At 61.0% G+C, this 23759-nt stretch carries 21 protein-coding genes; 5 read left to right on the plus strand and 16 right to left on the minus strand.

The annotated features are described in order from the left end of the window. Window positions 1–4: 4 nt before the first annotated feature. Complete coding sequence (locus KGB03_RS09760) at window positions 5–1534, plus strand: apoptosis inducing factor family protein (protein ID WP_223526925.1); 1530 nt, start codon at window positions 5–7, stop codon at window positions 1532–1534. Between the two features lie 90 nt (window positions 1535–1624). Here KGB03_RS09760 and KGB03_RS09765 read toward each other — a convergent pair whose 3' ends face one another. From KGB03_RS09765 to KGB03_RS09795, 7 genes are all read right to left on the minus strand, one after another. Then, a complete protein-coding gene (locus tag KGB03_RS09765; RefSeq protein ID WP_223526926.1) occupies window positions 1625–3130 on the minus strand; it encodes a YdgA family protein in 1506 nt (501 codons plus the stop codon). Between the two features lie 328 nt (window positions 3131–3458). Then, on the minus strand, window positions 3459–4097 hold the full coding sequence (locus tag KGB03_RS09770; protein WP_111449530.1) for an NADH:ubiquinone oxidoreductase subunit N: 639 nt from the start codon (window positions 4095–4097) through the stop codon (window positions 3459–3461). 82 nt (window positions 4098–4179) lie between these two features. Further along, a complete protein-coding gene (locus KGB03_RS09775; RefSeq protein ID WP_218536770.1) occupies window positions 4180–5628 on the minus strand; it encodes an efflux transporter outer membrane subunit in 1449 nt (482 codons plus the stop codon). Further along, window positions 5625–6512 carry an HlyD family secretion protein gene (locus tag KGB03_RS09780; RefSeq protein ID WP_223526927.1) on the minus strand — a complete coding sequence of 296 codons (888 nt, stop codon included), beginning with the start codon at window positions 6510–6512 and terminating at the stop codon, window positions 5625–5627. Before KGB03_RS09780 ends, KGB03_RS09775 begins: the two co-directional genes overlap by 4 nt. Continuing rightward, window positions 6509–6718: a DUF1656 domain-containing protein gene (locus KGB03_RS09785; protein ID WP_223526928.1), complete on the minus strand. Its 210-nt coding sequence runs from the start codon at window positions 6716–6718 to the stop codon at window positions 6509–6511. The genes KGB03_RS09780 and KGB03_RS09785 overlap by 4 nt, the downstream gene beginning before the upstream one ends. Continuing rightward, window positions 6715–8787 (minus strand): FUSC family protein, encoded by a 2073-nt coding sequence (locus tag KGB03_RS09790; protein WP_223526929.1) that lies wholly within the window; start codon window positions 8785–8787, stop codon window positions 6715–6717. Before KGB03_RS09790 ends, KGB03_RS09785 begins: the two co-directional genes overlap by 4 nt. Next, a complete protein-coding gene (locus tag KGB03_RS09795) occupies window positions 8784–9212 on the minus strand; it encodes a MarR family winged helix-turn-helix transcriptional regulator (RefSeq protein ID WP_223526930.1) in 429 nt (142 codons plus the stop codon). The genes KGB03_RS09790 and KGB03_RS09795 overlap by 4 nt, the downstream gene beginning before the upstream one ends. Window positions 9213–9409: 197 nt before the next feature. Between KGB03_RS09795 and KGB03_RS09800 the strand changes: the two genes are divergently transcribed. Continuing rightward, window positions 9410–9589 carry a hypothetical protein gene (locus KGB03_RS09800; RefSeq protein WP_218536766.1) on the plus strand — a complete coding sequence of 60 codons (180 nt, stop codon included), beginning with the start codon at window positions 9410–9412 and terminating at the stop codon, window positions 9587–9589. Window positions 9590–9603: 14 nt separating this feature from the next. Here KGB03_RS09800 and KGB03_RS09805 read toward each other — a convergent pair whose 3' ends face one another. From KGB03_RS09805 to KGB03_RS09820, 4 genes are all read right to left on the minus strand, one after another. Continuing rightward, window positions 9604–9885 (minus strand): type II toxin-antitoxin system RelE family toxin, encoded by a 282-nt coding sequence (locus tag KGB03_RS09805; protein WP_218536765.1) that lies wholly within the window; start codon window positions 9883–9885, stop codon window positions 9604–9606. Beyond that, on the minus strand, window positions 9875–10120 hold the full coding sequence (locus KGB03_RS09810) for a type II toxin-antitoxin system Phd/YefM family antitoxin (protein ID WP_008148141.1): 246 nt from the start codon (window positions 10118–10120) through the stop codon (window positions 9875–9877). Before KGB03_RS09810 ends, KGB03_RS09805 begins: the two co-directional genes overlap by 11 nt. 143 nt (window positions 10121–10263) lie before the next feature. Then, window positions 10264–10509, minus strand: coding sequence for a DUF2789 domain-containing protein (locus KGB03_RS09815; RefSeq protein ID WP_008148139.1), 246 nt, complete (start codon window positions 10507–10509; stop codon window positions 10264–10266). A gap of 139 nt (window positions 10510–10648) precedes the next feature. Continuing rightward, window positions 10649–11110, minus strand: coding sequence for an aminoacyl-tRNA deacylase (locus tag KGB03_RS09820; protein WP_033058638.1), 462 nt, complete (start codon window positions 11108–11110; stop codon window positions 10649–10651). Window positions 11111–11307: 197 nt separating this feature from the next. Here KGB03_RS09820 and KGB03_RS09825 point away from each other — a divergent pair, with 197 nt between their 5' ends. From KGB03_RS09825 to KGB03_RS09835, 3 genes are all read left to right on the plus strand, one after another. Continuing rightward, a complete protein-coding gene (locus KGB03_RS09825; RefSeq protein ID WP_111449568.1) occupies window positions 11308–11841 on the plus strand; it encodes an NfeD family protein in 534 nt (177 codons plus the stop codon). 2 nt (window positions 11842–11843) lie between these two features. Then, window positions 11844–12602 carry a slipin family protein gene (locus KGB03_RS09830; RefSeq protein WP_008148132.1) on the plus strand — a complete coding sequence of 253 codons (759 nt, stop codon included), beginning with the start codon at window positions 11844–11846 and terminating at the stop codon, window positions 12600–12602. Between the two features lie 355 nt (window positions 12603–12957). Further along, entirely contained in the window at window positions 12958–13341 is a 384-nt protein-coding gene (locus KGB03_RS09835) for a DUF6124 family protein (RefSeq protein WP_111449536.1), read from the plus strand. A 122-nt stretch (window positions 13342–13463) separates the two neighbouring features. Here KGB03_RS09835 and KGB03_RS09840 read toward each other — a convergent pair whose 3' ends face one another. Genes KGB03_RS09840 through KGB03_RS09860 form a run of 5 tightly spaced genes read right to left on the minus strand, consistent with a single transcriptional unit; the run spans window position 13464 to window position 23724 of the window. Next, the gene (locus KGB03_RS09840) at window positions 13464–14414 is read right to left on the minus strand and encodes a sulfotransferase family protein (RefSeq protein WP_223526931.1); all 951 of its coding nucleotides are present in this window, start codon (window positions 14412–14414) and stop codon (window positions 13464–13466) included. Then, a complete protein-coding gene (locus KGB03_RS09845; protein WP_223526932.1) occupies window positions 14402–15187 on the minus strand; it encodes an aspartyl/asparaginyl beta-hydroxylase domain-containing protein in 786 nt (261 codons plus the stop codon). The genes KGB03_RS09840 and KGB03_RS09845 overlap by 13 nt, the downstream gene beginning before the upstream one ends. Continuing rightward, window positions 15184–15783, minus strand: a complete 600-nt coding sequence (gene cysC, locus KGB03_RS09850; RefSeq protein ID WP_223526933.1) for an adenylyl-sulfate kinase — start codon at window positions 15781–15783, stop codon at window positions 15184–15186. Before cysC ends, KGB03_RS09845 begins: the two co-directional genes overlap by 4 nt. Then, window positions 15773–17281 (minus strand): TolC family protein, encoded by a 1509-nt coding sequence (locus KGB03_RS09855; RefSeq protein ID WP_223526934.1) that lies wholly within the window; start codon window positions 17279–17281, stop codon window positions 15773–15775. Before KGB03_RS09855 ends, cysC begins: the two co-directional genes overlap by 11 nt. Before the next feature lie 41 nt (window positions 17282–17322). Further along, window positions 17323–23724 (minus strand): Ig-like domain-containing protein, encoded by a 6402-nt coding sequence (locus KGB03_RS09860; RefSeq protein WP_411740135.1) that lies wholly within the window; start codon window positions 23722–23724, stop codon window positions 17323–17325. Window positions 23725–23759: the final 35 nt, after the last annotated feature.

Raw genomic sequence — 23759 nt, forward strand, 5'->3', positions numbered from 1 at the left:
GATCATGGCACTGCACCGCGTCGCCCGTTTCGCCGATGTGCCCGAAAACCGGGGCCTTGAAGTCCAGGTCGCGGACACGAAAATTGTCCTGCTGCGGGTGGGCGATCATCTGCGCGCCTTTCAGGGCGAATGCCCCCATGCCGGGGCGCCGCTGGCCGACGGCGCTCTGTGCCACGGACGTTTGATCTGCCCCTGGCACAAGGCTGCGTATCGGATCGAGGACGGTGCGCTGTGCGAACCGCCGGCCCTGGACAGCCTCAAGCGCTATCGGCTGGAAGTGCGCGATGACGAAGTCTGGGTCGACGATCAGCCGATGTCCGACGCTCATACCCCACCGGCGGACGACGAGCGAACGTTTGTAATCATCGGCGCCGGCGCCGCAGGTACAGCGTGCGCAGCAGCGTTGCGCGAAAAGGGCTTCGGTGGCCGGGTGCTGTTGATCGACCGTGAAACCGACGCCGGTTACGACCGCACGGTCCTGAGCAAATTCGTGATTGCCGGGGAGATGCCGCCGGAAGAAGTCCCGCCGCTGCGTGATGAAGATTTTTACCGCGAACAGCGCATTGAGCGGATGAACGCTGAAGTGATGAGCCTGGACGCCGCGAACAAGACGTTGCGCCTGGCTGATGGTCAATCGCTGAGCTACGACGCGGCCCTGCTCGCCACCGGCGGCACACCCAATCCGCTTACGCTGCCTGGCGCCGACCTGCCGCAGGTGTTCGTGCTGCGTTCGAAAGATCAGGCGCAGCGGATTCTGGGCTCGGCAAAACCTGGCCAACGAGCGGTGATCATCGGCGACAGTTTCATCGCTATGGAATCCGCGTCCTCCCTGCGTCAATACGGCCTGGACGTCACCGTGCTGGCCCGCCACGCCGTGCCTTTCGCCAAACAGTTTGGCGACGCCGTCGGCAAGGCGATTCGTGCCCTGCACGAGGCCAATGGCGTGGTGTTTCATACGGATGGCAATGCAACGCACATCGAAGGAACCGCCAGCGTCGAAGCGGTGCGCCTGGACAACGGTCAACGTTTACCGGCGGATCTGGTGTTGGTCGGCATTGGCGTCAGCCCGGCAACCGGCGCATTTACCGGCCTTCCTCTGGAAAAAGACCAGTCGCTGAAGGTCGACGGCGGGATGCGCGTGACCGATGGGCTTTGGGCCGCCGGCGATATCGCGACCTTCCCGCTCAACGGCCAGCCCCAACGGATCGAACATTGGCGCCTGGCACAGCAACAGGCACGGATCGCGGCGATGAACATGCTCGGCGGCGACGAACATTACCTCGACGTGCCCTATTTCTGGACCTGGCACTTCGGTAAAAACTACGACTACATTGGCCACGCCGCGACCTGGGACGAGGTCGAGTTCAAAGGCGACCCTGACCACCCTCCCTTTATCGGCCTGTTCGGCAAGGAGGGATTGCTGGTCGCCGCAGTGGCTTGCGATGAAGAACGTGCGATAGCGCTGCTCGCCGAACGGATGAAACAACCGTTGCCGGTGGATGAGGCGTGGCGGTTGATTCGGGACTTGAATTGACGGCTGCTCTCCCCACTTCAAACGCCAGACAGCAAAACGCCCGGCGTCTGCGTTGCGCAGAGGCCGGGCGTCGGTCTGTAAGCCCTGGTGTTACTCGACGGCGACATTACCGCCGAATTTGCTCATGACAAACCCGACAAACTCTTCGACGGTCATCTTCTGGCCGTTGAATTCCACCTGATTATTGGCGTAGTGCAGTTTGGAGACGATGTTGTTGTCGTCCAGTTTTGCCAACTGCGTACCGACTGCCATGCTGCCAAACATGTCGGCGGTGGCGGTGGCCTGATCGGCGATGAGTTTCGCGTCGGTCTGACCTTCGATTTGCGACTGCACGCTCAGCAGGTCAACGAGCATTGGCTTGGACACTTTCACGTTAACGTCCAGCAGCGCGATCAGTTGTTGGGTCAACTGGTCCGGCGGCAGGTCCATGGATTGTGGTTTGGTCAGGTCGAGCACCAGGTTGGCGCGGCTTTCACCATTGGCGGTGTTGAACGACAGATTCTCCAGGGCGACCTGCGGGCCGGCAGCCAGCAGTTTCTCCAGGCCGGTTTTGACCTGCGCCTCTTCGGCCGGGGTCAGGACCAGCTGTGGCGCCGGTTCACCCGCAGCGGCGGCCTCAGCGGCGGCCCTCTCGTACGGTTGCAGTTTGGTCTGGTAAATCTGCATCAACGACATGGTTGCCGGGATGTCGAGGTTCTTCAGGCTCATGGCCATCTGCGCAGACCCGACAGCCTTGCCGTTCAAGGACACTTCACCCACCTTGTAATCGGCACGCCCCGAAGCGCTGGTGCCGGACTCCTCGGTCTGGTTCTTCATTTCAAATTTCTTGAAACCCAAAACCGACTGCTTGGCGCCGAAGGTGGTCTTGCTGTCGGTCAGCTCGACGGTGTTCTCGCCGGTGTAGTAGCCGTAGGTACTTTTTGTCAGGTTGCTGGCCACGGTCAGGCCATTCAGTTCGACCTTCACCGGCGTCTGATCTTCAGCCAACGTGCTCAGGGTCAGGCTGTCCATGTAACCGTCGGCCTTGAGCTTCTGCGCTTGAGCGCTGGCGGCGACATCGAGGTTCAGCCCGGAGAATTTCAGGTTGGACTTGTCGTCAAGCGCCACGTCCAGCGGCAGCAATTGCAGGGTGCCGTTGGTGGCATTGTCGTAACCGATATTGACCACGCCCGTGATTGGCGATTTGTCCTTGGCAGCGGCGAACCACTTCTCGGTGTTAGGCGTTCTTTCCAGTTCGTAGTGACTGGTGGCCAGGACCGGCAGCCACTTCAACGACATCAGACGCGAAAACGGCAGCGGACCGTGTTCGATGCGATCGACGAACAGCAACTCCACCGGTGCTTCACCGAACATCTCGCCTTCGCCCTTGAGGCGGTAGTGCGCGGTACTGCTGAACACATGGCGCTCCAGCGACACCAGTTCCAGCGACGCTGTGCCGTTGGAACCGACCAGCGCAGCTTGCAACTCTTTGTTGGCGTCGGCGATCGAGGTGTTCAGCACACCTTCGAGCTTGGTGCCGGTGTACCAGGCACCGCCAGCGCTGATTGCGCCGATGGCAACGACGATTCCAAGAAGCACGCCTGCTGATTTATTCATGAATGACCCGATCAATGTCCGTTGTTTGAAGGTGTGGTCGTCTTCCCTGAACCCGACGGGTTACGGTCACGACTGCGTTAAAAGTGCGATGGAGATTAGCATCAGGCGCACCGGGCGACCCAATGATTAAAGGTGAAAGAGTGTCTATGGAATGCCACTGCTTGTGGACAACTGGCAGGGGGTGAGAGTTTCAGTACTCATTAGATCGCCTTCGCGAGCAAGCCCGCTCCCACATTAGATCGGTGGCGAACACAGAATTTGTGAACACCTGAGATTCAATGTGGGAGCGGGCTTGCTCGCGAAGGCGTCAGGTCAGGCAACATCCCATTCAAGAATACTGAACCTCGATCTCATCAAGCTGATGATCAAAGCTCTTGAGCCGTGCGGTCCATGTATAGACCAGCACTTCGAAGTCGCGATTGATCACCGCCGTGCCGCTAGGGGATTCCGAGCGCGGATCGCAGAAGTCCAGTTGATAACGTTCACGGGCCATGGCGGTGGCGACATCGGAGAGTTCACGGGCGTTATTGAGCCAGTGCCAGCCGTCCTCGGCCACTTGCTTGTCCAGCGCCAGGCATTGTTTTTTCAGGGTTTCGAGGCTTTTTTCCAGCGGGGTGCCGGTCAGTTCGCCCATGACTTCCTGGAACGTACGCCCCGGTTGCCAGTAACTGCCCCAGAAATACCGATCGAACACTGTTTCGACACGGCGTAGCGCGACCTTGGTGTCCCAGATCAGCACCAGGGTCTTGCCTTGTTCGAGCTGTCTTTTTTTGATGCGCGTGCCCTGGACTGAAGCCCAGGCCACCACCACGATTGCCATCACGGCAATCAATGCCGCGGCGCTGTCGAGGAACACCAGTGCCTTGTCGATCTGGTGGGCGAGCATGATGCCGTAGAAATAGGTGGCCGACAGCAACACCAATGCCGCTATAGCGCACCAGAAGCCGGGAGCATAAGGGTTTTTCATTATTGGAATCCCCATGACCAACGCGAGCCTTGATTGATGAGTTCGACGCGCGACCTCATCAAATCAAAGCATAGCAACGGCCTCAGGGTTTGCCGGAGTTCGTGCCTTGCGTTCGTCCGCTTTCCCAGCCGCCGCCCAATGCCAGGAACAAATCGATCTGGCTCATGGCAACCTGCGTGCTGGCGGAAGCCAGTTGCGCCCGCACGTCGGTGTAGGTGCGAGTCGCTTGCAAGTCCGCCAGGAACGACGCGCGGCCAGCCTGGAAGAAGCGGTGGGTCTGGTCTGCGGCCAATTGCGCCGATTGCTCGGCGTCGGCCAACGCATCGCGACGCTGCAATAGCGCGGAGTACTGGGCCAGACCGGTTTGGGTTTCGCGGATGGCGTTGAGCACCACGCCATCGAAATGCGCCAACGCGCCTTGGGTTGTTGCTTCGGCCTCGCGGATTCGCGCGCGGGAGCCGTTGGACGGCACGGTCCAGGTCAGCAACGGCCCGAAGCCCCAGCGATTGGTCGCCGGTTTGCCGAGGTTTTCCAGGATGCCAACGGTACCGACGGTCGCGCCGATGCTGATGTCCGGGTACAACTCGCCGGTGGCGATGCCGATGCCGGCGGTCGCGGCAGCCAGTCGTCGCTCGGCTTGCCGCACATCGGGACGGCGCTTGAGCAACGTCGCGCCGTCACCGACCGGCAACAATTGCGCAATCTTTGGCAGCTGCGCGCAGCGGTCGGTGCCGGCTGGAAGTTGATCCAGCGGTTTGGCCAGCAGCATCGACAAGCGGAACAACCCGGCCTGACGCGCGGCCTCATAACGCGGCATGTCGGCGCGCAGGGATTTGAATTGGGTTTGTGAGCGGGTCACCTGGGTTTCATCACCGCGCCCGGCGTCACGCAAGCGCTGGATCAGCGTGGTGCTCTGGGCTTGCAGGTCGAGGGAATGCTGGGCGATTTCCTGCTCTTCGTTGGCGGCGCAGACTTGGGTGTAGGCCCGAACGACATCGGCCACCAGCGTGATTCGCGCGGTATCGGCTGCGGCTTGAGTCGCATCGGCATTGGCCTTGGCCGCTTCGATGCCGCGCTGCAACGTGCCAAACAGGTCGAACTGATACGAGGTGGTAATGCCAATGTCGCCGACGTTGGCCACCGGCACTTTCTCCGGCAGCAGGAATGCTTCGCCGGACTCCTGCAAACGCTGGGCGCCCATCTTCACCCCGCCGCTCCAGCCACCTGCCGCTTGAGCTTCATCGACCTGCGCCCGCGCCCGGGAAAGGTTCGCCGCCGCCACGCGTAAATCGGTGTTGGAGGCCATGGCCTGCTCGACCAATTGATCCAGGCGTGGGTCCTGATACAAGCGCCACCAATCGCTGGGCACGGGTGCCGAGACGACATTTTTGCCGTTCACCGCCAAGTCGCCCTGCAAGTCTTCACGGTGTACGGCGGCCTCGTCCGGCACGTGATAATCCGGCCCGACCACCTGACAGGCCGACAGCAACAGGCCTAACCCGGCGATAGCCAAACCCGAGGCCCTGCTCATTTCGCGGGCTCCTGCGTTTGATCGTCAATGATCGACACCGTGGCGGTCCGGCCGGCAATCATGCGGAAATCCGTCGGCACATCATCGAAGGCGATCCGCACCGGAATCCGCTGGGCCAGCCGCACCCAGCTGAACGCCGGGTTGACGTTGGGCAGCAGGTTGCTGCCGCTGCTGCGGTCGCGGTCTTCGATGCCGGCGACGATGCTTTCCACATGCCCGCGCAGGCGAGCGCGGTCGCCGATCACCCGAATATCGACGCTCTGGCCGACATGAATGCCGTCCAGTTTGGTTTCTTCGAAATAACCGTCGATGTGGAACGAATTGCTGTCCACCACTGACAACACTGGCCGCCCAGCCGTGACGAATTCCTGGTTGCGCGGTGCACGGTCGTTGACGTAGCCGTCCACCGGGCTGCGGATGGTCGAGCGGTCGAGGTTGAGCTGGGCGCTGTCCACCGCCACCTGGGCTTCCATCAACGCTACTTCGGCGCGGGCCACCCGGGACTGGCTCTCTTCCAGTTGCTCGCCCGGCACCAGATTGCCGAGGCCGCGGTTACGCTTGGCTTCGCGTTGCGCCTGCGCCAGGGTTTCCTGACGGTCGGCGACCGTCGCCTTGGCCTGACGCAGGGCCAGTTTGAAACGGTCCTGATCAATGCTGAACAGCACCTGGCCACGTTTCACTAATTGGTTGTCACGCACGTCGACCCGCTGGATCAGCCCGGACACGTCCGGCGCGATCTGCACGATGTCGGCACGAATGTGGCCGTCGCGGGTCCAGGGCGCGAACATGTAATACATCACCATGCGCCAGACCACGACTACGGCGAAGCTCACGATCAGCAGGGTCAGGACCACGCGACCGATGGTCAAAAAAGGTTTTTTCATGTCATCAGGTATCGACTGAGTGAGTCCACGGCGCCGAGCAGCAAAGCGTAGAGAGCCACGTTAAACAATGCCCGGTGCCAGACCAGACGGTAAAAGTGCAGACGCGTCAGCAACCCGTGCACCAGCAGGAACAACACGTACGTAATGCCCATCAGCACCAGCATCGTGGGCAGGAACACCCCGCTGATATCCAGATCACCGATCATAAAGGCGCTCCATCGATGCCATGGGGAAGCGGCTCTTCGAGCTCGCCAGTACTGACGAATTCCACCCCTGGCAGCAGCGACAGGCGCAGGCCGCTCAAGGCATGCAGCAGATGCAGACGGGCGCCCTCATCGCACTCCGTGTTGAGGGCACGGCGGGTGCGGTCCAGGGTCATCAACAACGGACTCGGTGCCGGCAAACGTTCGCCAGCCTTGAGGCAGGCTTTGAAATACTCGCCGACCTCGGCCACCACCTGGTGCAGCAGCACTTGCGGTGCGCCGAGGACTCGCGGTGTATAGGCGAGCAAATCCAGCAGGTTCAGCGCCACGCGCACTTCCCGCAGGGCGATGCCGGTGTCCTGGCCGGTCATGGCCAGGCGCGGCAAATGCTGCATCAGACGATCGAGCATCTGCACACCCAAGTGTCGGTGATCGGCCAGCGACGCCGGCTCGGTCAGGCTGACGATGTCGTGCCAGCTGAAACGGGTCAGGCGCTTGGCCGCCAGTTCGGCGCCGAACGGGCGGGCGATCAGGGTCCAGACGAAAGCGAACAACAAGCCCACGGGACCGGCCAGGTTGGAGTTGGCGAAGCTGAGAAAGTCCGCGTCGTAGGCGCCCTGAATACTGATGAAAGACGAGGTGTTGACCAGGGTCAGCAGCATGCCCAGATAGAACTGCGGTTTGACTGTCAGGGTGCCGATGCAAATGAACGGCACGGCAAACGCCAGCACCAGCATCGGGAAGTCATGCAGGTTGGGCAGCACCAGAAACAAATAAAGACTGGCGAACAATACCGACATCGCTGTCCAGAAAAAGAACCGGTAAATCTGCGGCGCCGGGTCGTCCATCGAAGCGAAAAAGCTGCACGCCACCGCCGCCAGAATCACCGCGGCGCCGCCGTCGGTCCAGCCGAGCAGAATCCACAGCACCGACGCGACGATGATCGCGGTGACGGTGGACGCCGCCGAATAGAGCATCAGCCCACGGTCGAGAAATGGCGACAGCCGACCCAGTCGCCAGTGCCGATAGACCGCGCGCCAGCTGTCCTGGCTTTCGCACTGGATGGCGTACTGCAGGCTGCGGCAGTCCTGCCACACATCGACCCACTCGCCGAGGCGATACAGGGCGTTGGAGAACAGCAGCTGCTTGCGATCATCCAACGCTTCGGCGGACGGTTGCAGGGCTTCAAGTTGATCTTTCAGCGCTTGCCAGCGCTCGAGGTCGGCGTCTTTGTGGCCGAGCCATTCGGTAGTCGCGGCCAGCAGCGGCGCGAGCTTATCCACAAGCTCGGGCGTGCGCCGTTCAAGGGCATACAGCGCGTCGTCGAGGGCGTCGATCACTGGCAGCAGGTGAATCATGCGACCGCGCAGTTCCTTGGTATTGCGCACCGTTTGCGGCCGTGCGCCTTCGTGGGGGAGCTGTCCGATCATCAACTCCAGTGTGTTGAAGGTCGCGACCATCGACGAACGCAGCGCACTGACTTCGTCCGGCTGCACGTTGCGGCTGAGGAAGCGCAGGCTGTAAGTCGAAGCATCGGCAAACCATTTGTTCACCGAATCATTGAACACCGGCGCCAGTCGCCGGGGCCAGAACATGGCGCCGACCACCGCTGCCACGGCGATGCCGAGGAAGATTTCTTCAGTCCGCGCCTCTGCGATGTCCCATACCGCTAACGGGTTATCCACCACGGGCAAGGCAATCAGCGGCAAGGTGTACCCGGCGAGCATCAGCGCGTAATTGTTGGCGGTGCGCAGGTGCATTGAGAGGAACAACAAAGTCCCGGTCCACAGCGCAATGACCACCACCAGCACATAGGGGCTTTGGACAAACATCGGTACGAAAAAAACCGCGGCGGCAGCACCGAGAAGGGTGCCGACTGCGCGGTACAGCGCCTTGGAACTGGTAGGGCCGACAAACGGACTGGAAACGATGTAGACCGTGGCCATCGCCCAATAAGGCCGGGGCATTTGCATCAGCATGGCGATGTACAGCGCGATCATCGATGCCGCGAACGTTCGCACACCGTAGAACCAGTCCCGCGCCGGGGGCATGCCGGTAAAAAATCCGTTCAAGGGTTGATCACCGGCAGATGATTGGCCGATTCAAAAGCCCTCAATACCCGCAACGCTGCTTCCAGATCACTCTGATCGATCCCTTCGAGCACTTCATGGCGCAAGCGCACCAGCTCGATTTCGACGGCTTGCACCAACTCACGACCCGTCTCGGTCAGGCTCAGGCATTTGGCGCGACGGTCATGGGCGTCTTCAGTACGGCAGACGTAGCCGGCATGACACAACTGATCCAGCAGACGCACCAAAGACGGGCTCTCCATCCCGGCCGCCTGAGCCACCGTCACCTGCCGCACACCCTCGCCCAAACGCCCGATCATCAACAACGGAACGGCGCAGGCTTCGGAGATTCCATAGTTGACCAGCGCGGTCTGGCAGATCCTGCGCCAATGCCTGGCGGCCACCACCATGGAGCTGCTGATGTTCATCTGGAGAGCGTCGAGGTTCTTCGGCACGAGGGAATGCACACACTGTTAGTTTGCTAACTATCAATATGGCATTTGGGGGGAAAGCTGGTCAAGTTTTGAAACAAATTGGTGGGCATGGTCCATGCCTAGACTCGGTAGAAATCGCCATAGCATTCGAAACTGCGTAACGAATTCGCGAACCCACCGAGACTTAAACCATGATTAAACGTCCTGCTGAACCAGAAAGTACTTTAGATTCCGAAGACTCAACGCAGTACCGCAACTTCCTGCAAAGGAAAGTGGACGCCGCACGGCGATCACTGCGCAAGGGCGAAGGCCGCGGTAATGAAGAGATCGAAACTGAATATGCCGCTAAGCGGGCGCAGGCGACAGAATAAAAGGGTCGACGCCATCAGCGTTTCTTGGCTCGATCATAAACAGCGCTTCGCTCACGCTTACCCACTGCCACCACGGAAACGACTACACGCTCATCAATAACCTCGTACACCAACCTGTACCCCGATGACCGCAGCTTGATTTTGTAGCAGTCAGGCATTCCATGTAGTGAATCTGAGGGCACTCGCGGGAGCTCAAGTCGCTCTGTCAGTTTCTTTTTGAATTGCTCGCGCAATGTATGACCCAGTTTGTCCCACTCCTTGCGTGCAGACGGCAGGAATTCGAGCTTATAGGTCATCCAGATTTACCGGGATCGGCGTTTCATGCCTACGTGAGCGAACAATTTCTGCCAATTCAAGGTCATCGAGACGTTCCATCATGGCCTCGAAAACATCGGCCGGGACCATGTAGCCCATCACTCGATTGTGATTCAGCACCGCGACAGGCCCGCCATGGGCGCCGCTCAAAACCGCAGATGGATTTTTCTTCAACTCAGACACACTGACAGCCATGTCGGCCAGAACATTTTGCATAATTAAGACCTCAATTCAGGTCACGATTCTGGTCTATTCACACTTTATGAGCAACCTAGAAAAAAACTTGAAATTGGATATCCACCCAGATTTCTTCAACTCTTGTAAGTTTTTTGCACATTCCAGCCATTTCGCTCAGATTTTTACACCCCCCGCCCCTTCCTCAACAGCACATCCAGCTGATCCACCACCTCCGCCCAATCGGCGTCATCCAGAATGTCGTCACGCAGGAAATCCGCCTGGCTCTTGGTCCAGAAGAACGCATCCGCCAGGTGCAATTCGGGTTTGAGCGGTGAGTGGGTGGCGATGAATTTGTCGATGCTTTCGGCGTCGTCAGGCAGGCCGAGTTGTTTGAACAGGTTGGGGAGGCTGTGGGTTGGGGATTCCATGTCGGGCTCCTTTGTAATCGCGTATTGGATAGGTGACCGCGGCGCGGCCATTCGCGAGCAAGCCCGCTCCCACAGTTGACCGCGTTTCCATGTGGGAGCGGGCTTGCTCGCGAAGGCGTCATCACTGGCGCCGCAAAAACTACTGACTCAACTCGCACACTTCAGCATGTGGCACCATTTTCAGGAATTCCGGCACGCTCATGTGCACCAGGTTGTTGTGGTTACCCGCCTCCAGGTAGATGTCTTTTTGCCGGGTCAGCAGTGGGTCGATGACCATGTCCAGGCCATAGGATTCGCCCAACGCCGGCACGGCGCCGCGTTCGCAATCCTGGAACAGATGCGCCAGGGTGCTTTCCCGGGTGATCTGCCATTCGCCACTGCCGCGTACTTTACTCAGGTCCAGGTGACGGCTCGCTGGCAGCACAGCCATCAGGTAATGGCCGTGGTGGTCGTCGAGGATCACCGATTTGGCCACCCGTTCGGCAGGAATGCCTGCGACCCGCGCCGTTTCAAGGCTGCTGGCCGAGTGCGGATGGGTGACGACGTCAAATTCGCATTGAGCCTTGTTAAGGCTGTCCTGCACTGTTCTTGCCATACGCATGATGCACCTCGGTGTCCGCAACAACGTTTCGCGGACGATGGTTAAACCTTTCTCACCACTAAAAGTCTAGGCCCGCTGGCGCCATCGCGCGGGAAATCTGCCCGCCGGAATAACGTCAGTAACTGATCAAAATTCGTACAATTCAGAGCTCAGCTAGACTGTATAAAGAACCATCAATGACTCTCCCGGAGGGTCACGTGAACATTCGTTGTTGTGCAGTTGCGCTGCTGTTGGCCTTGAGCGGATCGGTTTTCGCGGCGGACACCGTCGTCCTGCTGGTGCCCAACCCCATCGGGATCTGGCTGATCACGTTCGGCATCGCGTTTCTGATCGCCGAGGCAGCCCTGCCCAATTACGGCGTGATCGGTCTGGGCGGCATTGTGATGTTCGTGATCGGCGCGGTGATTCTGACCAATACCGAGGTGCCGGTTCCGTTGATGATCGGCCTGGGACTGATCAGTGCCCTGTTGCTGATTTTCCTGCTGATCCGCGCCCTGAAAACCCGACCGCGCCACAACGTCAGTGGCGATGCCGAACTCATTGGCAGCGTGACCTCGGTGATGTCGTTACAAGCCGACAACGCCTATAACGGCTGGGTGCACCTGCAAGGCGAACAGTGGCAAGTACTCAGCGCCACGCCACTGCGCCCCGGGCAACAGGTCCGGGTGGTGGCACGCAAGGGATTATTGCTGCAAGTGGCCGCGGCTGACGCGGCGCCGGGTGGAGAATAACCATGGGCCTGCAACTGGGTTTTGCTGCGCTGCTGTTACTGGTGATTGCGCTGGCGGGGTCGACCTTCCGCATCCTGCGCGAATACGAGCGCGGGGTGGTGTTCCAGCTCGGGCGCTTCTGGCAGGTCAAAGGCCCTGGCCTGATCCTGCTGATTCCGGTGGTCCAGCAAATGGTTCGCGTCGATTTGCGTACCGTGGTCCTCGACGTGCCGCCACAAGACGTGATCACCCGCGACAACGTCTCGGTCAAGGTCAACGCGGTGTTGTATTTCCGCGTCCTCGATCCGCAGAAAGCGATTATCCAGGTCGAAGACTTTCTCATGGCCACCAGCCAACTGGCCCAAACCACGTTGCGGGCAGTGCTCGGTAAACATGAACTCGATGAACTGCTGGCCGAGCGTGAGCGGTTGAACATCGACATCCAGCAAGTGCTCGACGCCCAGACCGATGCGTGGGGCATCAAGGTCGCTAACGTCGAGATCAAGCACGTGGACCTCAACGAATCGATGATCCGCGCCATCGCCAAACAGGCTGAAGCCGAACGGGAACGCCGGGCCAAGGTGATCCACGCCGAGGGCGAATTGCAGGCCTCGGAAAAACTCATGCAGGCCGCCGAAATGCTCGGGCGTCAGCCTGGGGCCATGCAGCTGCGGTATATGCAGACGTTGAGTTCGATTGCCGGGGACAAGAGTTCGACGATTGTCTTTCCGCTGCCGATCGAGTTGCTCAAGGGGATGGCGGATTTGTCGTCCAAATCCTGACCTTTCCTACAGGCACCAACGTCCGGTAACCGCGTCGGAGATTTCCTTCAAGTTGTAGCGGTGTTGGTGAACTTGTTCCGGTCCGAAGCCGGGTCTAGTCTGGCTTTGTCACTGAATAAACGGTGACACGGACGTGCAAGTCCGGGTAAAACCACCATCAATTCCTAGCCTATAGGCATTCATCGGGCGCTTTGTGCTCGCTGTCTTCGCTTTATGGCGGCTGTGTGCGGGAGATCTTCGGGTCTGCCGAGGTTTTGATGGTGGGTTTCCTACTCGGTCTTGCACCCTGCACATAGCTGCCACCTTATTCGCGTGCAAGCGAACTGGTTCAGCTTCCCATTTTGAGGAAACTACTATGTTCAAGCCTACGCCTAATCCACCAGATAACTCTGGTGCCCCGTCCGAAGATCCAATCGAAGCCGAAAAACTCAAAGAAGCCGCCGACCGCGCCTTCGCCCACTACTTCCCCCCGACCACCGAAAAGCCGCCCAGGCACCGCAAAGGCCACCTCTTCACTGTTGCCCCCGAGGTCAACACCGAAACCCTGCTGGCCAACGCCGCCGAAGACCTGCTGTCCATCAGCGCCATCGCGGCCAATCTGGCAGACGAAGTGGACGGGACACGGCGCTCCGTAGCCCTGGCGCTCAGCCGCATGGCCGATGGCGTGCAGTTGCTCGTAGAGCGAGTGCAGGATCATTGGGATGAATCGGAGATCATGCAGGCTCGGGTCAAGGTTTAGCCGGGTAGATTTGTGGTGAATTGACCACCGCTTTCGCGAGCAAGCCCGCTCCCACAGGGGACCGCATTCCAACTGTGGGAGCGGGCTTGCTCGCGAAGGCGTCGGCACGGTCAATGAATGAATCAGCGGTTATCACGGCGATCTTTTTCCAATGCTTCATAAGGCCCTCGCGCCCAACGTTCCACACACTCACGCAAAAGCGCCGAAGCCTCACGACGCTTGTCATCGCTATCCCCCACAAACACCTCTGAAGGCCGTTTGGCATGCTGCCCCACCGCCGCAAACACTTGCTCACGCTGTCGGGCATCCAACCCGAAAAACTCAGCTAATCGCCCCGCCATGGCATCTGGCAATTCACTGTAATTCACCGCCAACCCACCAAACTCCCGACAGTGCGCCAACCCCAACGCCAGCAACCGCCCCAACCGCCGTGCGATGAAGTCCTCTCGGCCTTCAAACGGCAATTCATCATTGAGCACACTCGCGCCGATCATCCACGGCACCATGTGCATGCCCGGACGGCGTAGATGTGAAACGGCAATTTCCAGCGGATCGCGATAAAGAAACAGCCATGGTGTTTCGGCAAAACATTCGCGCAGCAACGGCAGTTCACCGATGTTCCAGGCATCGAGTTTGATCACCAAACGTTGCTCGACACCGTGCCGACGCTGTCCGTAGGCGGACAGCAACCCTTCGATGGCAGCGCGACGCTCGACGGCGGGCAAGTCGCTGCGCAATAGCGCATCCAGCGGCGGCGGTTCGCTGATCACGATGTGGTTATCGAGTTGTGCGAGCATCTGGCTGATGAGGGTCGAGCCGCAGCGAGACGCGTGAAAGATGAACGCGCCAGGGGCCAAACCGGGACTGCACATTTGCCAGTCAACGAGGGTCGACAATGGCGTTTCCCGGCGAAACGCTTGATTGAACGGCAATCGCAGCGCCTCTTCCACGGCATCGCGAAAAAACGGCTGATGCAGTGGCGTATCGCCGAACCAGCACCAGTCGACGCGCCATTGCCCAGCCTCTTGCCAGACCCGGATCGGCAACCAGCCTTCGAGGTTCATGCCGTCCATTGTTGGTTCCATTGTCGGCGGCCGTCGCGCATGGCTGCGCGCAGTTCTTCCCGGGAGAGCGGCAGGCCTCGCGCAGCCGCCAATTCCAGGGCTCGGGTGATAAAAGCTTCGCTGTCCTGCAACCCCTGCAAGGTTTTGCACAGCGGCGGATCGCTCTCCACCAGTGCCTTGAACTGTGCAAGGCATCCATGAAAAACATCGGTATTTGGCGTAGTCAATTCGCCGTCGATAATCGCCTGCTCCAGCCAGGCGCCGGGTCGACAATCGAGCACCAGATGAATGCGCGCCCGAGTACCACGATTGTCCACACGATGCGGCCGCGACAGGTCGAGAAACCAGCATTCACCGGCAGCCATCGGCATGCGCTGGCCGTCCAGCAGAAAGTCCACTTGAGGCGCGCTGACCAGCGGGATGTGCAGACGCAGATCGGCGTCCGGTTCGCCCAGATCGTAGTCGCGATGTTCGTGAATCTGCCCACCCGGCCCGAGCCGCAACAAGCGCGCGCTGACGATTTCCAGCGGCAGATCGCGCAAACCTTGTTGCCATCGGACATCGCGCAACCAAGGCGCGCGCAGCAGCGGTTTGCCGCGACCCGGCGACAGTTCAGTCAACGCATCCGCCGCCGAAATCAGCGCAACACCGCTCCAGTCGCCAGCGTAATAAGCGTTGTTGAAATGCCCCTGCCAGCTGTCCTCGTCAACGGCGGCCAACGCCTGCAACAGCAGCGGTAAATCCACGGCCACCGGCAAGCGGGAGAACGCCGGTCGGCTCATCGTTTCGGCAACACCGCGCACTCGCCGAGCCAGGTCAGCAAGTGATCGAGGCAGGCCTCAACCGATTGCGCGCCGGTATCGAGCACCAAAGAGGCGGACGGCGGCGGTTCATACGGCGCAGACACGCCGGTAAAACCTGGCAAATCCCCCCGTCGTGCACGGGCGTAATGACCTTTCGGATCGCGCTGTTCGCAGACGGCGAGGGAAGCGCTGCACCAGACTTCGCGGTAATCCTCGCCCAGTCGCCGGGCGAACACCTCACGCAACTCCATCAGCGGCGCGATCATCGCCAGGATGACGATCTGCCCGTTCTCCACCAGCAGCGCCGCGACTTCGCTGGCGCGACGGATGTTCTCCAGACGATCACTGTCGGTAAAACCGAGATCACGATTGAGCCCGACCCGCAGCCCGTCGCCATCAAGCACGAGGCTCTGCACGCCGTGCTCGAACAGCTCGGCGTGCAACGCCTGGGCCAGGGTCGATTTGCCCGCCGCCGGCAAACCGGTCAGCAAAATCGCCGTGCCGCGATGGCCGTTGCGCGCCTCCCGTTGTGCGCGGCTGATGCTCGCCGTCGGCGCCAGCAGGTTATTGGGCATGGGCCACCGGCGTCGTGATGTTCCCGGCCGCCCACGCCGATTCGCGGTTGGCCAACGCGGTGGCAATGGATTGCACTTCGGTGGATTGCACCTGATCTGGCAGCGGGTCGAGCCCTGCACTGGCAAAGATCTGGCCGTAAGCATTACGCAGATCGGCGTACGACAGGTCGCGACGCAAATCGGCCTGCAAAGTGTTCAACTCGCCCTGGATGAGGTCCAGCTCACCCAGCCCAGCCGCCTGATAACGGTTGCGCAGCTGGCCAACGATCTGCCCGTCGATGTACGACAGTTGCTGATTGGTCTTGAACTGCCGCAACGCCTCGCGGTAGTTGGCGTTGGCCACATAAAGCTGCGCCAGCACCGCAATCGACATGGCCTGGCGGCGCGCCGCGGCGACTTCTTCGCCAGCCTTGGCAACGTTGATCGCCGCCGGTGCGGAGATCACGTTGAACAGGTTCCACGTCACTTTCACGCCGTAGTCGGCCCAGCCCTGTTCCACCAGGAACGAGTTGCTGTCGTAATGCCCGCCGGCCGAGAACTCCAGCCCCGGCAGCAGCCGCAACATGGCTTTGCGGGTTTCAGCCGCGCTGATGCGGCTTTGGTAATCCTGTTCGCGCAGCTCGGGACGACTGGTCAGGGCTTCCTGTTCCAGGCTGGCGAGGTCAACTTTCAATTCCGGAATGTCATAGTCGTCCTGGGTCGCCAGGGTCAGCTCAGTGCCCAACGGCAGGTTGATCAACGTCGCCAGTTCGGTTTTCGCCAGCGACAACGCACGACGCTGTTCTTCCAGTTGGCGCGTGGCTTCGATCAGCGAGCGTTGATAACCCAGCGCCTGAACCGGATCGCCGATTCGCTGCTGGCTCATGCTTTGACTGTTGCCGCGCGCGGTGTCCACCCGGGCCATGAGGCTGTCGATCTGCTTGAGCAAACGCTCGGCGGCCATGGCTCGCCAGTAGGCCGAGCGCACGTCCTGAACGATGGTGTTGATCACCTTGCGCCGACGCTCCTGAACGATCAGTCGCTGGTCGCCCTGTTGCTTAGCGCTGATGTAGCTGACGCCAAAATCGAGCACGTTCCAGACCATGGTCAGGTCGGCGACGTCACGGTCGCGGTCTTGTGAGGTCGATGGCTCCAGAGACTGGGTGCCGGTCCGTACGCTCTGGCTGCTGGAGGCGTTGACGTTGTTGCGGCCGACGTACCCGGCGTCCAGCGCCATGCGCGGCAGCATGTCGAAACTGGCGAGGTCGAGTTGGCGCTTGGCCAGGGCCTCTTCCATGATCTTGAGCCGGCCTTCGAGGTTGTACTTCACCGCGCGGGCCATGGCTTGATGCAGGGTCAGCGGACCGCTGAGGGGCTCCTGATCCTTGTACATGTTTTGCAGATCGCTCCTGGCGCGCTGTTGGCTGACGCTGCGTTCGATCGGTTCACTGGTGACTGCACATCCGCTGACTGCAAGCGCCAGCAGGCTGGCGCCAAACAACTTAGAACTTCTATTCATCCTTGACTGCCCCTGGACACAGCATTGTTTTAGGTGTTTTTTCAGGCCTGCATTTCGCTGATGCCGACCTGTCGCAAAGCCGCGGCCAGGCTGTCGACCTGCCGTTGCTCGGTGTCTTTGAGCTGTTGCAATTGCTGGACGAGACTCGGCGCGCCAAACACGCCGCGCAGCCCCTGTGAAACATCCCCGGCCTTGATCGAATGACTGCCGAATGAGTTCAGCGAGTCTCGTTCGTTGCCGGCGTCCTGATTGAACAGGCTCGACAACGTGCTGGTGCCGAACACCCCGCCATCTCCACCGCCGAAGCCGAGGAAGCCGTTGCCCGAGCCATCGCCGCCGCTGTCACTGCTGCTGAACACCTGGGCGATGAAGCTGGGCGCCAGCGCACCGTGGTTCATGAAGATGTCGCCCAGCGGCCGGATGCCATTGCCGATCACGCGGCTTTCGAACAACGGGGTAAAGGTCAGCGGTGAGCCGAGATCGCCGGTCGGGGGCGTGAAAATGATCGGTTGCAGTGGCACGTTGGGCTGATCGGAAACGGTGACCGGTGGCGGGATCCGGGCCAGCGGGTCAGGCGTCACGACCACGGCAGGCGTCTGCACCGGCACGGTGTCGATCACGTAATTGTTGGAGACCGCCACGCTGCTACCGGCATTGCCCGAACCGTCGCTGACGTTGCTGGTATCCAGCGCAATGAAGTTGCTCGGGTCGGTGATGCTCGCGGTCGGCGTGAAGGTCGCCGTCCAGGTCTTGCCGCCGTCGCTGCTGGCCAGGTTGGTCAGCTCGCCGTTGGTGACGCTGAGGTCCGACAGGTCGAAATCGCTGACCACTTCGCTGAAGGTGATCGTCACCAGCGTGGTTTGACCCACGCCCAGGTTCGGGTTGGCGACCACGATGGTTGCCGTCGGCCGGGTGGCATCGAGCGCGTAGTTGTTGGAGATCGCGATCCCGGCACCGACGTTGCCCGCGGCGTCCGCCACATTGCTGCTGTCGAGCAGGATCAGGTTGGTGGTGTCGTTGATGTTGGCGGTCGGGGTCAGCGTGGCGGTCCAGGTCTTGCCGCCATCGCTGCTGAGCAGGTTGGACAAGGTGCCATTGGCGACGCTGAGGTCCGACAGGTCGAAACCTGAGACCGCCTCGGTGAAGGTGATGGTAACCGTGGTCGTCTCGCCGATGCCCAAGCGGTTATCCGCCACCACGATGGTCGCCGTCGGCCGCGCTGTGTCGATGGCGTAGTTGTTGGAATCGGTCACGCCCACGCCACTGTTGCCCGACACGTTGGTCACACCGCTGTTGTCGAGACGGATCAGGTTGGTGGTGTCCGTCACGTTGACGGTTGGCGTGAACGTCGCGGTCCAGGTGATGCCGCCGTCACTGCTGCTGACGTTGCTCAAGGTACCGTTGGCAATGCTCAGGTCCGCGTTGGTGAAACCGCTGACCGCTTCGCTGAAGGTGATGGTCACCCCTGAGGTTTCACCGGCCTTGAGGGCGTTGTCGGCCACCACGATGGTTGCGGTCGGCACTTGAGTTTCCACCACATAGTTGGCGGAGTTGGTCGTGCCCGTCCCGGCGTTGCCGGCCAGGTCCGTGACACCAGTGTTGTTCAGGGTGATGAGATTGGTGGCGTCGGTAATCCCGATAGTCGGGGTGAAGGTCCCGGTCCAGGTGATGCCGCCATCGCTGCTGCTGACATTGCTCAGCGTACCGTTGGCGACGCTCAAATCGCTGTTGTCGAAACCGCTCACCGCCTCGCTGAAGGTGATGGTCACCAGCGCGGTTTCGCCCGGTTTCAGGGTTGTATCGCTCAACACAATGGTCGCGGTCGGGCGTTGGCTGTCGATGGCGTAGTTGTTGGAGTCCGTCGTGCCGCTGCCAGTGTTGCCCGCCCCATCGATCACTCCGGTGTTGTCGAGGGTAATCAGGTTGGTCGAATCGGTGACGCTCGCTATCGGCGTCAGGGTGGCGGTCCAGGTGATGTTATCGCTGGTGCTCAGATTGCTCAGAGTACCGTTGCTCACCGTCAGGTCGGCTGTAGTAAAACCGGTTACCGCCTCGGAGAAGGTGATGGTCACCATCGATGTTTGACCCACACCCAGCGCCGCGTCCGTCACCACGATGGTCGCGGTTGGGCGCTGTGTGTCGATGGCGTAGTTGTTGGAGTCGGTGGTGCCGCTGCCGGTGTTGCCCGAGACGTTTTGCACGCCAGTGTTGTCCAGGGTGATCAGGTTGCTGGTGTCGGTAATGCTGGCCGTCGGCGTGAACGTTGCTGTCCAGGTAATGCCGCCATCGCTGCTGCTCACCGCCGTCAACGTGCCGTTGGCGATGGTCAGGTCGGCGTTGCTGAAACCGCTGACCGCTTCGCTGAAGGTAATGGTGACCAGCGACGTTTCACCGACGCTCAGCGCATTGTCGGCGACGACGATGGTGGCGGTCGGCCGCACGGTGTCGATGGTGAAGTTGGCCGAATTGGTGATGCCGCTGCCTGCGTTGCCGGCAATGTCGGCCACGCCGCTGTTGTTCAGGGTGATCAGGTTGGAAGTGTCCCTGACGCCGACTGTCGGGGTGAAGGTCGCCGTCCAGGTGATGCCGCCATCGCTGCTGCTCACCGCGCTCAAGGTGCCGTTTGGAATGCTCAGGTCACTGTTGTCGAAACCGCTGACCGCCTCGCTGAACGTGATGGTTACCAACGACGTTTCGCCGGCACTCAGGGTTGGGTCGGCGACGACAATGGTGGCGTTCGGACGCAGACTGTCGATTGCGTAGTTGTTGGAATCGGTAGTGCCCGCGCCAGTGTTGCCGGCCGCGTCCGCCATGCCGGTGTTGTTCAGCGTGATGATATTGGTTGCATCGTTGATGCTCGCCGTCGGCGTGAAGGTCGCGGTGTAGGTGATGTTATCGCTGGTGCTCAGGCCGGTCAGGGCGCCGTTGGCGACCGTGAGGTCGGCGGTGGTGAAACCGGTCACCGCCTCGGAGAAGGTGATGGTTACCACCGTGGTTTGACCCAGCGCCAAGGCAGTATCCGTCACGACGATGGTCGCGGTTGGGCGCACGGTGTCGATCGCGTAGTTGTTGGAATCGGTGGTGCCGCTGCCGGCGTTGCCCGAGGCGTTTTGCACACCGCTGTTGTCCAGGGTGATCAGGTTGGTTGCGTCGGTAATGCTGGCCGTCGGCGTGAAGGTCGCTGTCCAGGTGATGCCGCCATCGCTGCTGCTCACTGCCGTCAACGTGCCGTTGGCGATGGTCAGGTCGGCGTTGCTGAAACCGCTGACCGCTTCGCTGAAGGTAATGGTCACCAGCGACGTTTCACCGATTTTCAGCGCGTTATCGGCGAGCACGATGGTGGCCGTCGGAGCGACGGTGTCGATGGTGTAGTTGCCGGAGTTGGTCGTGCCGCTGCCCGTGTTGCCAGCCAGATCGGCCACGCCGGTATTGTTCAGGGTGATGACGTTGCTCGGGTCACTCACGCCGACGGTTGGCGTGAAGGTCGCCGTCCAGGTGATACCGCCGTCGCTGCTGCTCACCGCCGTCAATGTGCCGTTGGCGATGGACAGGTCGGCATTGGTGAAACCGCTCACCGCTTCGCTGAAAGTAATGGTGACCAGCGAAGTTTCCCCGGCACTCAGAGTCGGGTCGGCCAGAACGATGGTCGCCGTAGGGCGAACCGTGTCGATCGCGTAGTTGTTGGAATCGGTGGTGCCGCTACCGGCGTTACCCGCCAGGTCGGCGACGCCGGTGTTGTCCAGGGTGATCAGGTTGGTCGTGTCGTTGGTGCTGGCGCTCGGCGTGAAGGTCGCCGTCCAGGTGATGCCGCCGTCGCTGCTGCTCACCGCCGTCAAGGTGCCGTTGGCAATGGTCAGGTCGGCGTTGGTGAAACCGCTGACCGCTTCACTGAAAGTGATTGTCACCAGCGAGGTTTCGCCGATTCTCAGCGCCGTGTCCGCGACCACGATGGTTGCCGTCGGGCGCACGGTGTCGATGGCGTAGTTGTTGGAATCGGTGGTGCCGCTGCCCACGTTGCCGGTGGCGGCAGCCTGCACGCCGCTATTGTCCAGGGTGATCAGGTTGGTCGCATCGGTGGTGCTGGCCGTCGGGGTGAAGGTGGCGGTCCAGGTGATGCCGCCGTCACTGCTGCTGACCGCGCTCAACGTGCCGTTGGCGATGGTCAGGTCGGCGTTGGTGAAACCGCTCACGGCTTGGCTGAAGGTGATGGTCACCAGCGAGGTTTCACCGATTTTCAGGGCGTTGTCCGCTACCACGATGGTCGCGGTCGGCGGGGCGGTGTCGATGGTGTAGTTGCCCGAAGAACTGGTCCCGCTGCCGGTGTTGCCCGCGATGTCGGCCACGCCGGTATTGGCCAGAGTAATAACGTTGGTGGTGTCGTTAATGCCTGCAGTCGGCGTGAAGGTCGCCGTCCAGGTAATGCCGCCGTCGCTGCTGCTCACCGCCGTCAAGGTGCCGTTGGCGATCGTCAGGTCGGCATTGGTGAAACCGCTCACCGCCTCGCTGAAGGTGATGGTCACCAGCGAGGTTTCGCCCTGTGTCAGCGTCGAATCGGCCAACACAATCGTGGCGGTCGGGCGCACGGTGTCGATCGCGTAGTTGTTGGAATCGGTAGTGCCGCTGCCGGCGTTACCGGCCAGATCCGCTATGCCGGTATTGTCCAGGGTGATCAGGTTGGTCGTGTCGTTGATGCTGGCGGAAGGTGTGAACGTCGCGGTCCAGGTGATGCCGCCGTCGCTGCTGCTCACCGCCGACAAGGTGCCGTTGGCAATGGTCAGGTCGGCGTTGGTGAAACCGCTGACCGCTTCGCTGAAGGTGATCGTCACCAGCGAAGTTTCGCCGATTCTCAACGCCGTGTCCGTCACCACGATGGTTGCCGTTGGCCGCACAGTGTCGATGGCGTAGTTGTTGGAATCGGTGGTGCCGCTGCCGGCGTTGCCCGACAAGTCGCTGACCCCGGTGTTGTCCAGGGTGATCAGGTTGGTCGTGTCGGTGATGCTGGCGGTCGGGGTAAACGTCGCCGTCCAGGTGATACCGCCGTCGCTGCTGCTCACCGCGGTCAAGGTGCCGTTGGCGATGGTCAGGTCGGCGTTGGTGAAACCGGTCACCGCCTCGGCGAAGGTGATCGTCACCAGTGAGGTTTCGCCGATTTTCAGCGCATTGTCCGCCACCACGATGGTCGCAGTTGGGCGAAGTGTATCGATCGCATAGTTGTTCGAATCGGTGGTGCCGCTGCCGGTGTTGCCCGCCAGATCCGCTATGCCGGTGTTGTTCAGGGTGATCAGGTTGGTCGTGTCGTTGGTGCTCGCGGAGGGTGTGAAGGTCGCGGTCCAGGTGATGCCGCCGTCGCTGCTGCTCACCGCCGTCAAGGTGCCGTTGGCGATGGTCAGGTCGGCGTTGGTGAAACCGCTGACCGCTTCACTGAAGGTGATCGTCACCAGTGAGGTTTCGCCGATTTTCAGCGCATTGTCTGTCACCACGAGGGTCGCCGTTGGCCGCACGGTATCGATGGCGTAGTTGCCCGAATCGGTAGTGCCGCTGCCGGCGTTACCGGCCAGATCTGTGACGCCGGTGTTGTCCAGGGTGATCAGGTTGGTCGTATCGGTGATGCTGGCGGTCGGTGTGAAGGTCCCCGTCCAGGTGACGCCGCCGTCGCCGCTGCTCACCGAGGTCAAGGTGCCGTTGGCAATCGTCAGATCCGCGTTGGTCAGTCCGGTGACTGCTTCGTTGAAGGTGATGGTCACCAGGGAGGTTTCGCCGACTTTCAGCGCATTGTCGGCCACCACGATGGTCGCGGTCGGGCGTACGGTGTCGACCGTATAGTTGTTGGAGTTGGTGGTGCCGACGCCGGCGGTGCCCAGAATGTTGATCACCCCGGTGTTGTCCAGGGTGATGACGTTGGTCGTATCGGAAATACTGGCGGACGGCGTAAACGTTGCCGTCCAGGTGATGCCGCCATCGCCGCTGCTCACCGAGGTCAACGTGCCGTTGGCGATGGTCAGGTCCGCATTGGTGAGACCGGTCACGGCTTCGGAGAAGGTGATGGTCACCAGGGACGTTTCGCCGATGCTCAGTGTGGTGTCAGCGACCACAATGGTCGCGGTTGGTGGTGGTGAATACGCGGTGTTGAGTATGCCACCGTCGTTGTAGATGGTCGCGACGGAGGTTGGTGAGGTGCCGGTGCTGCCTCCGCCCTGCGCGGTACCGCCTGCACCACTGGCCCCGGCATTACCGGCCAGGGCCGCGAAGTTGGCGGCCGTGATCAGCAGCGTGCCTTTGTTCCAGATCGCACCGACGCCCCGGCCACCAATGCCGCCATTGCTGGCATTGCTGCCTTGGCCACCACCACCGCCGCCACCGCCGCCGGCACCAATGTTGTTGCTGATGGTGGAGGTGCCGACAATGGTGATGGTGCCGCTGCTGGCGTTGTAGATCCCGCCCACCGCGTTGCCGCCGGCGGCGGTGGCGGCGGTGGTGG

The organism is Pseudomonas sp. BF-B-26 (assembly GCF_019956495.1).
Taxonomy (GTDB): Bacteria; Pseudomonadota; Gammaproteobacteria; order Pseudomonadales; family Pseudomonadaceae; genus Aquipseudomonas.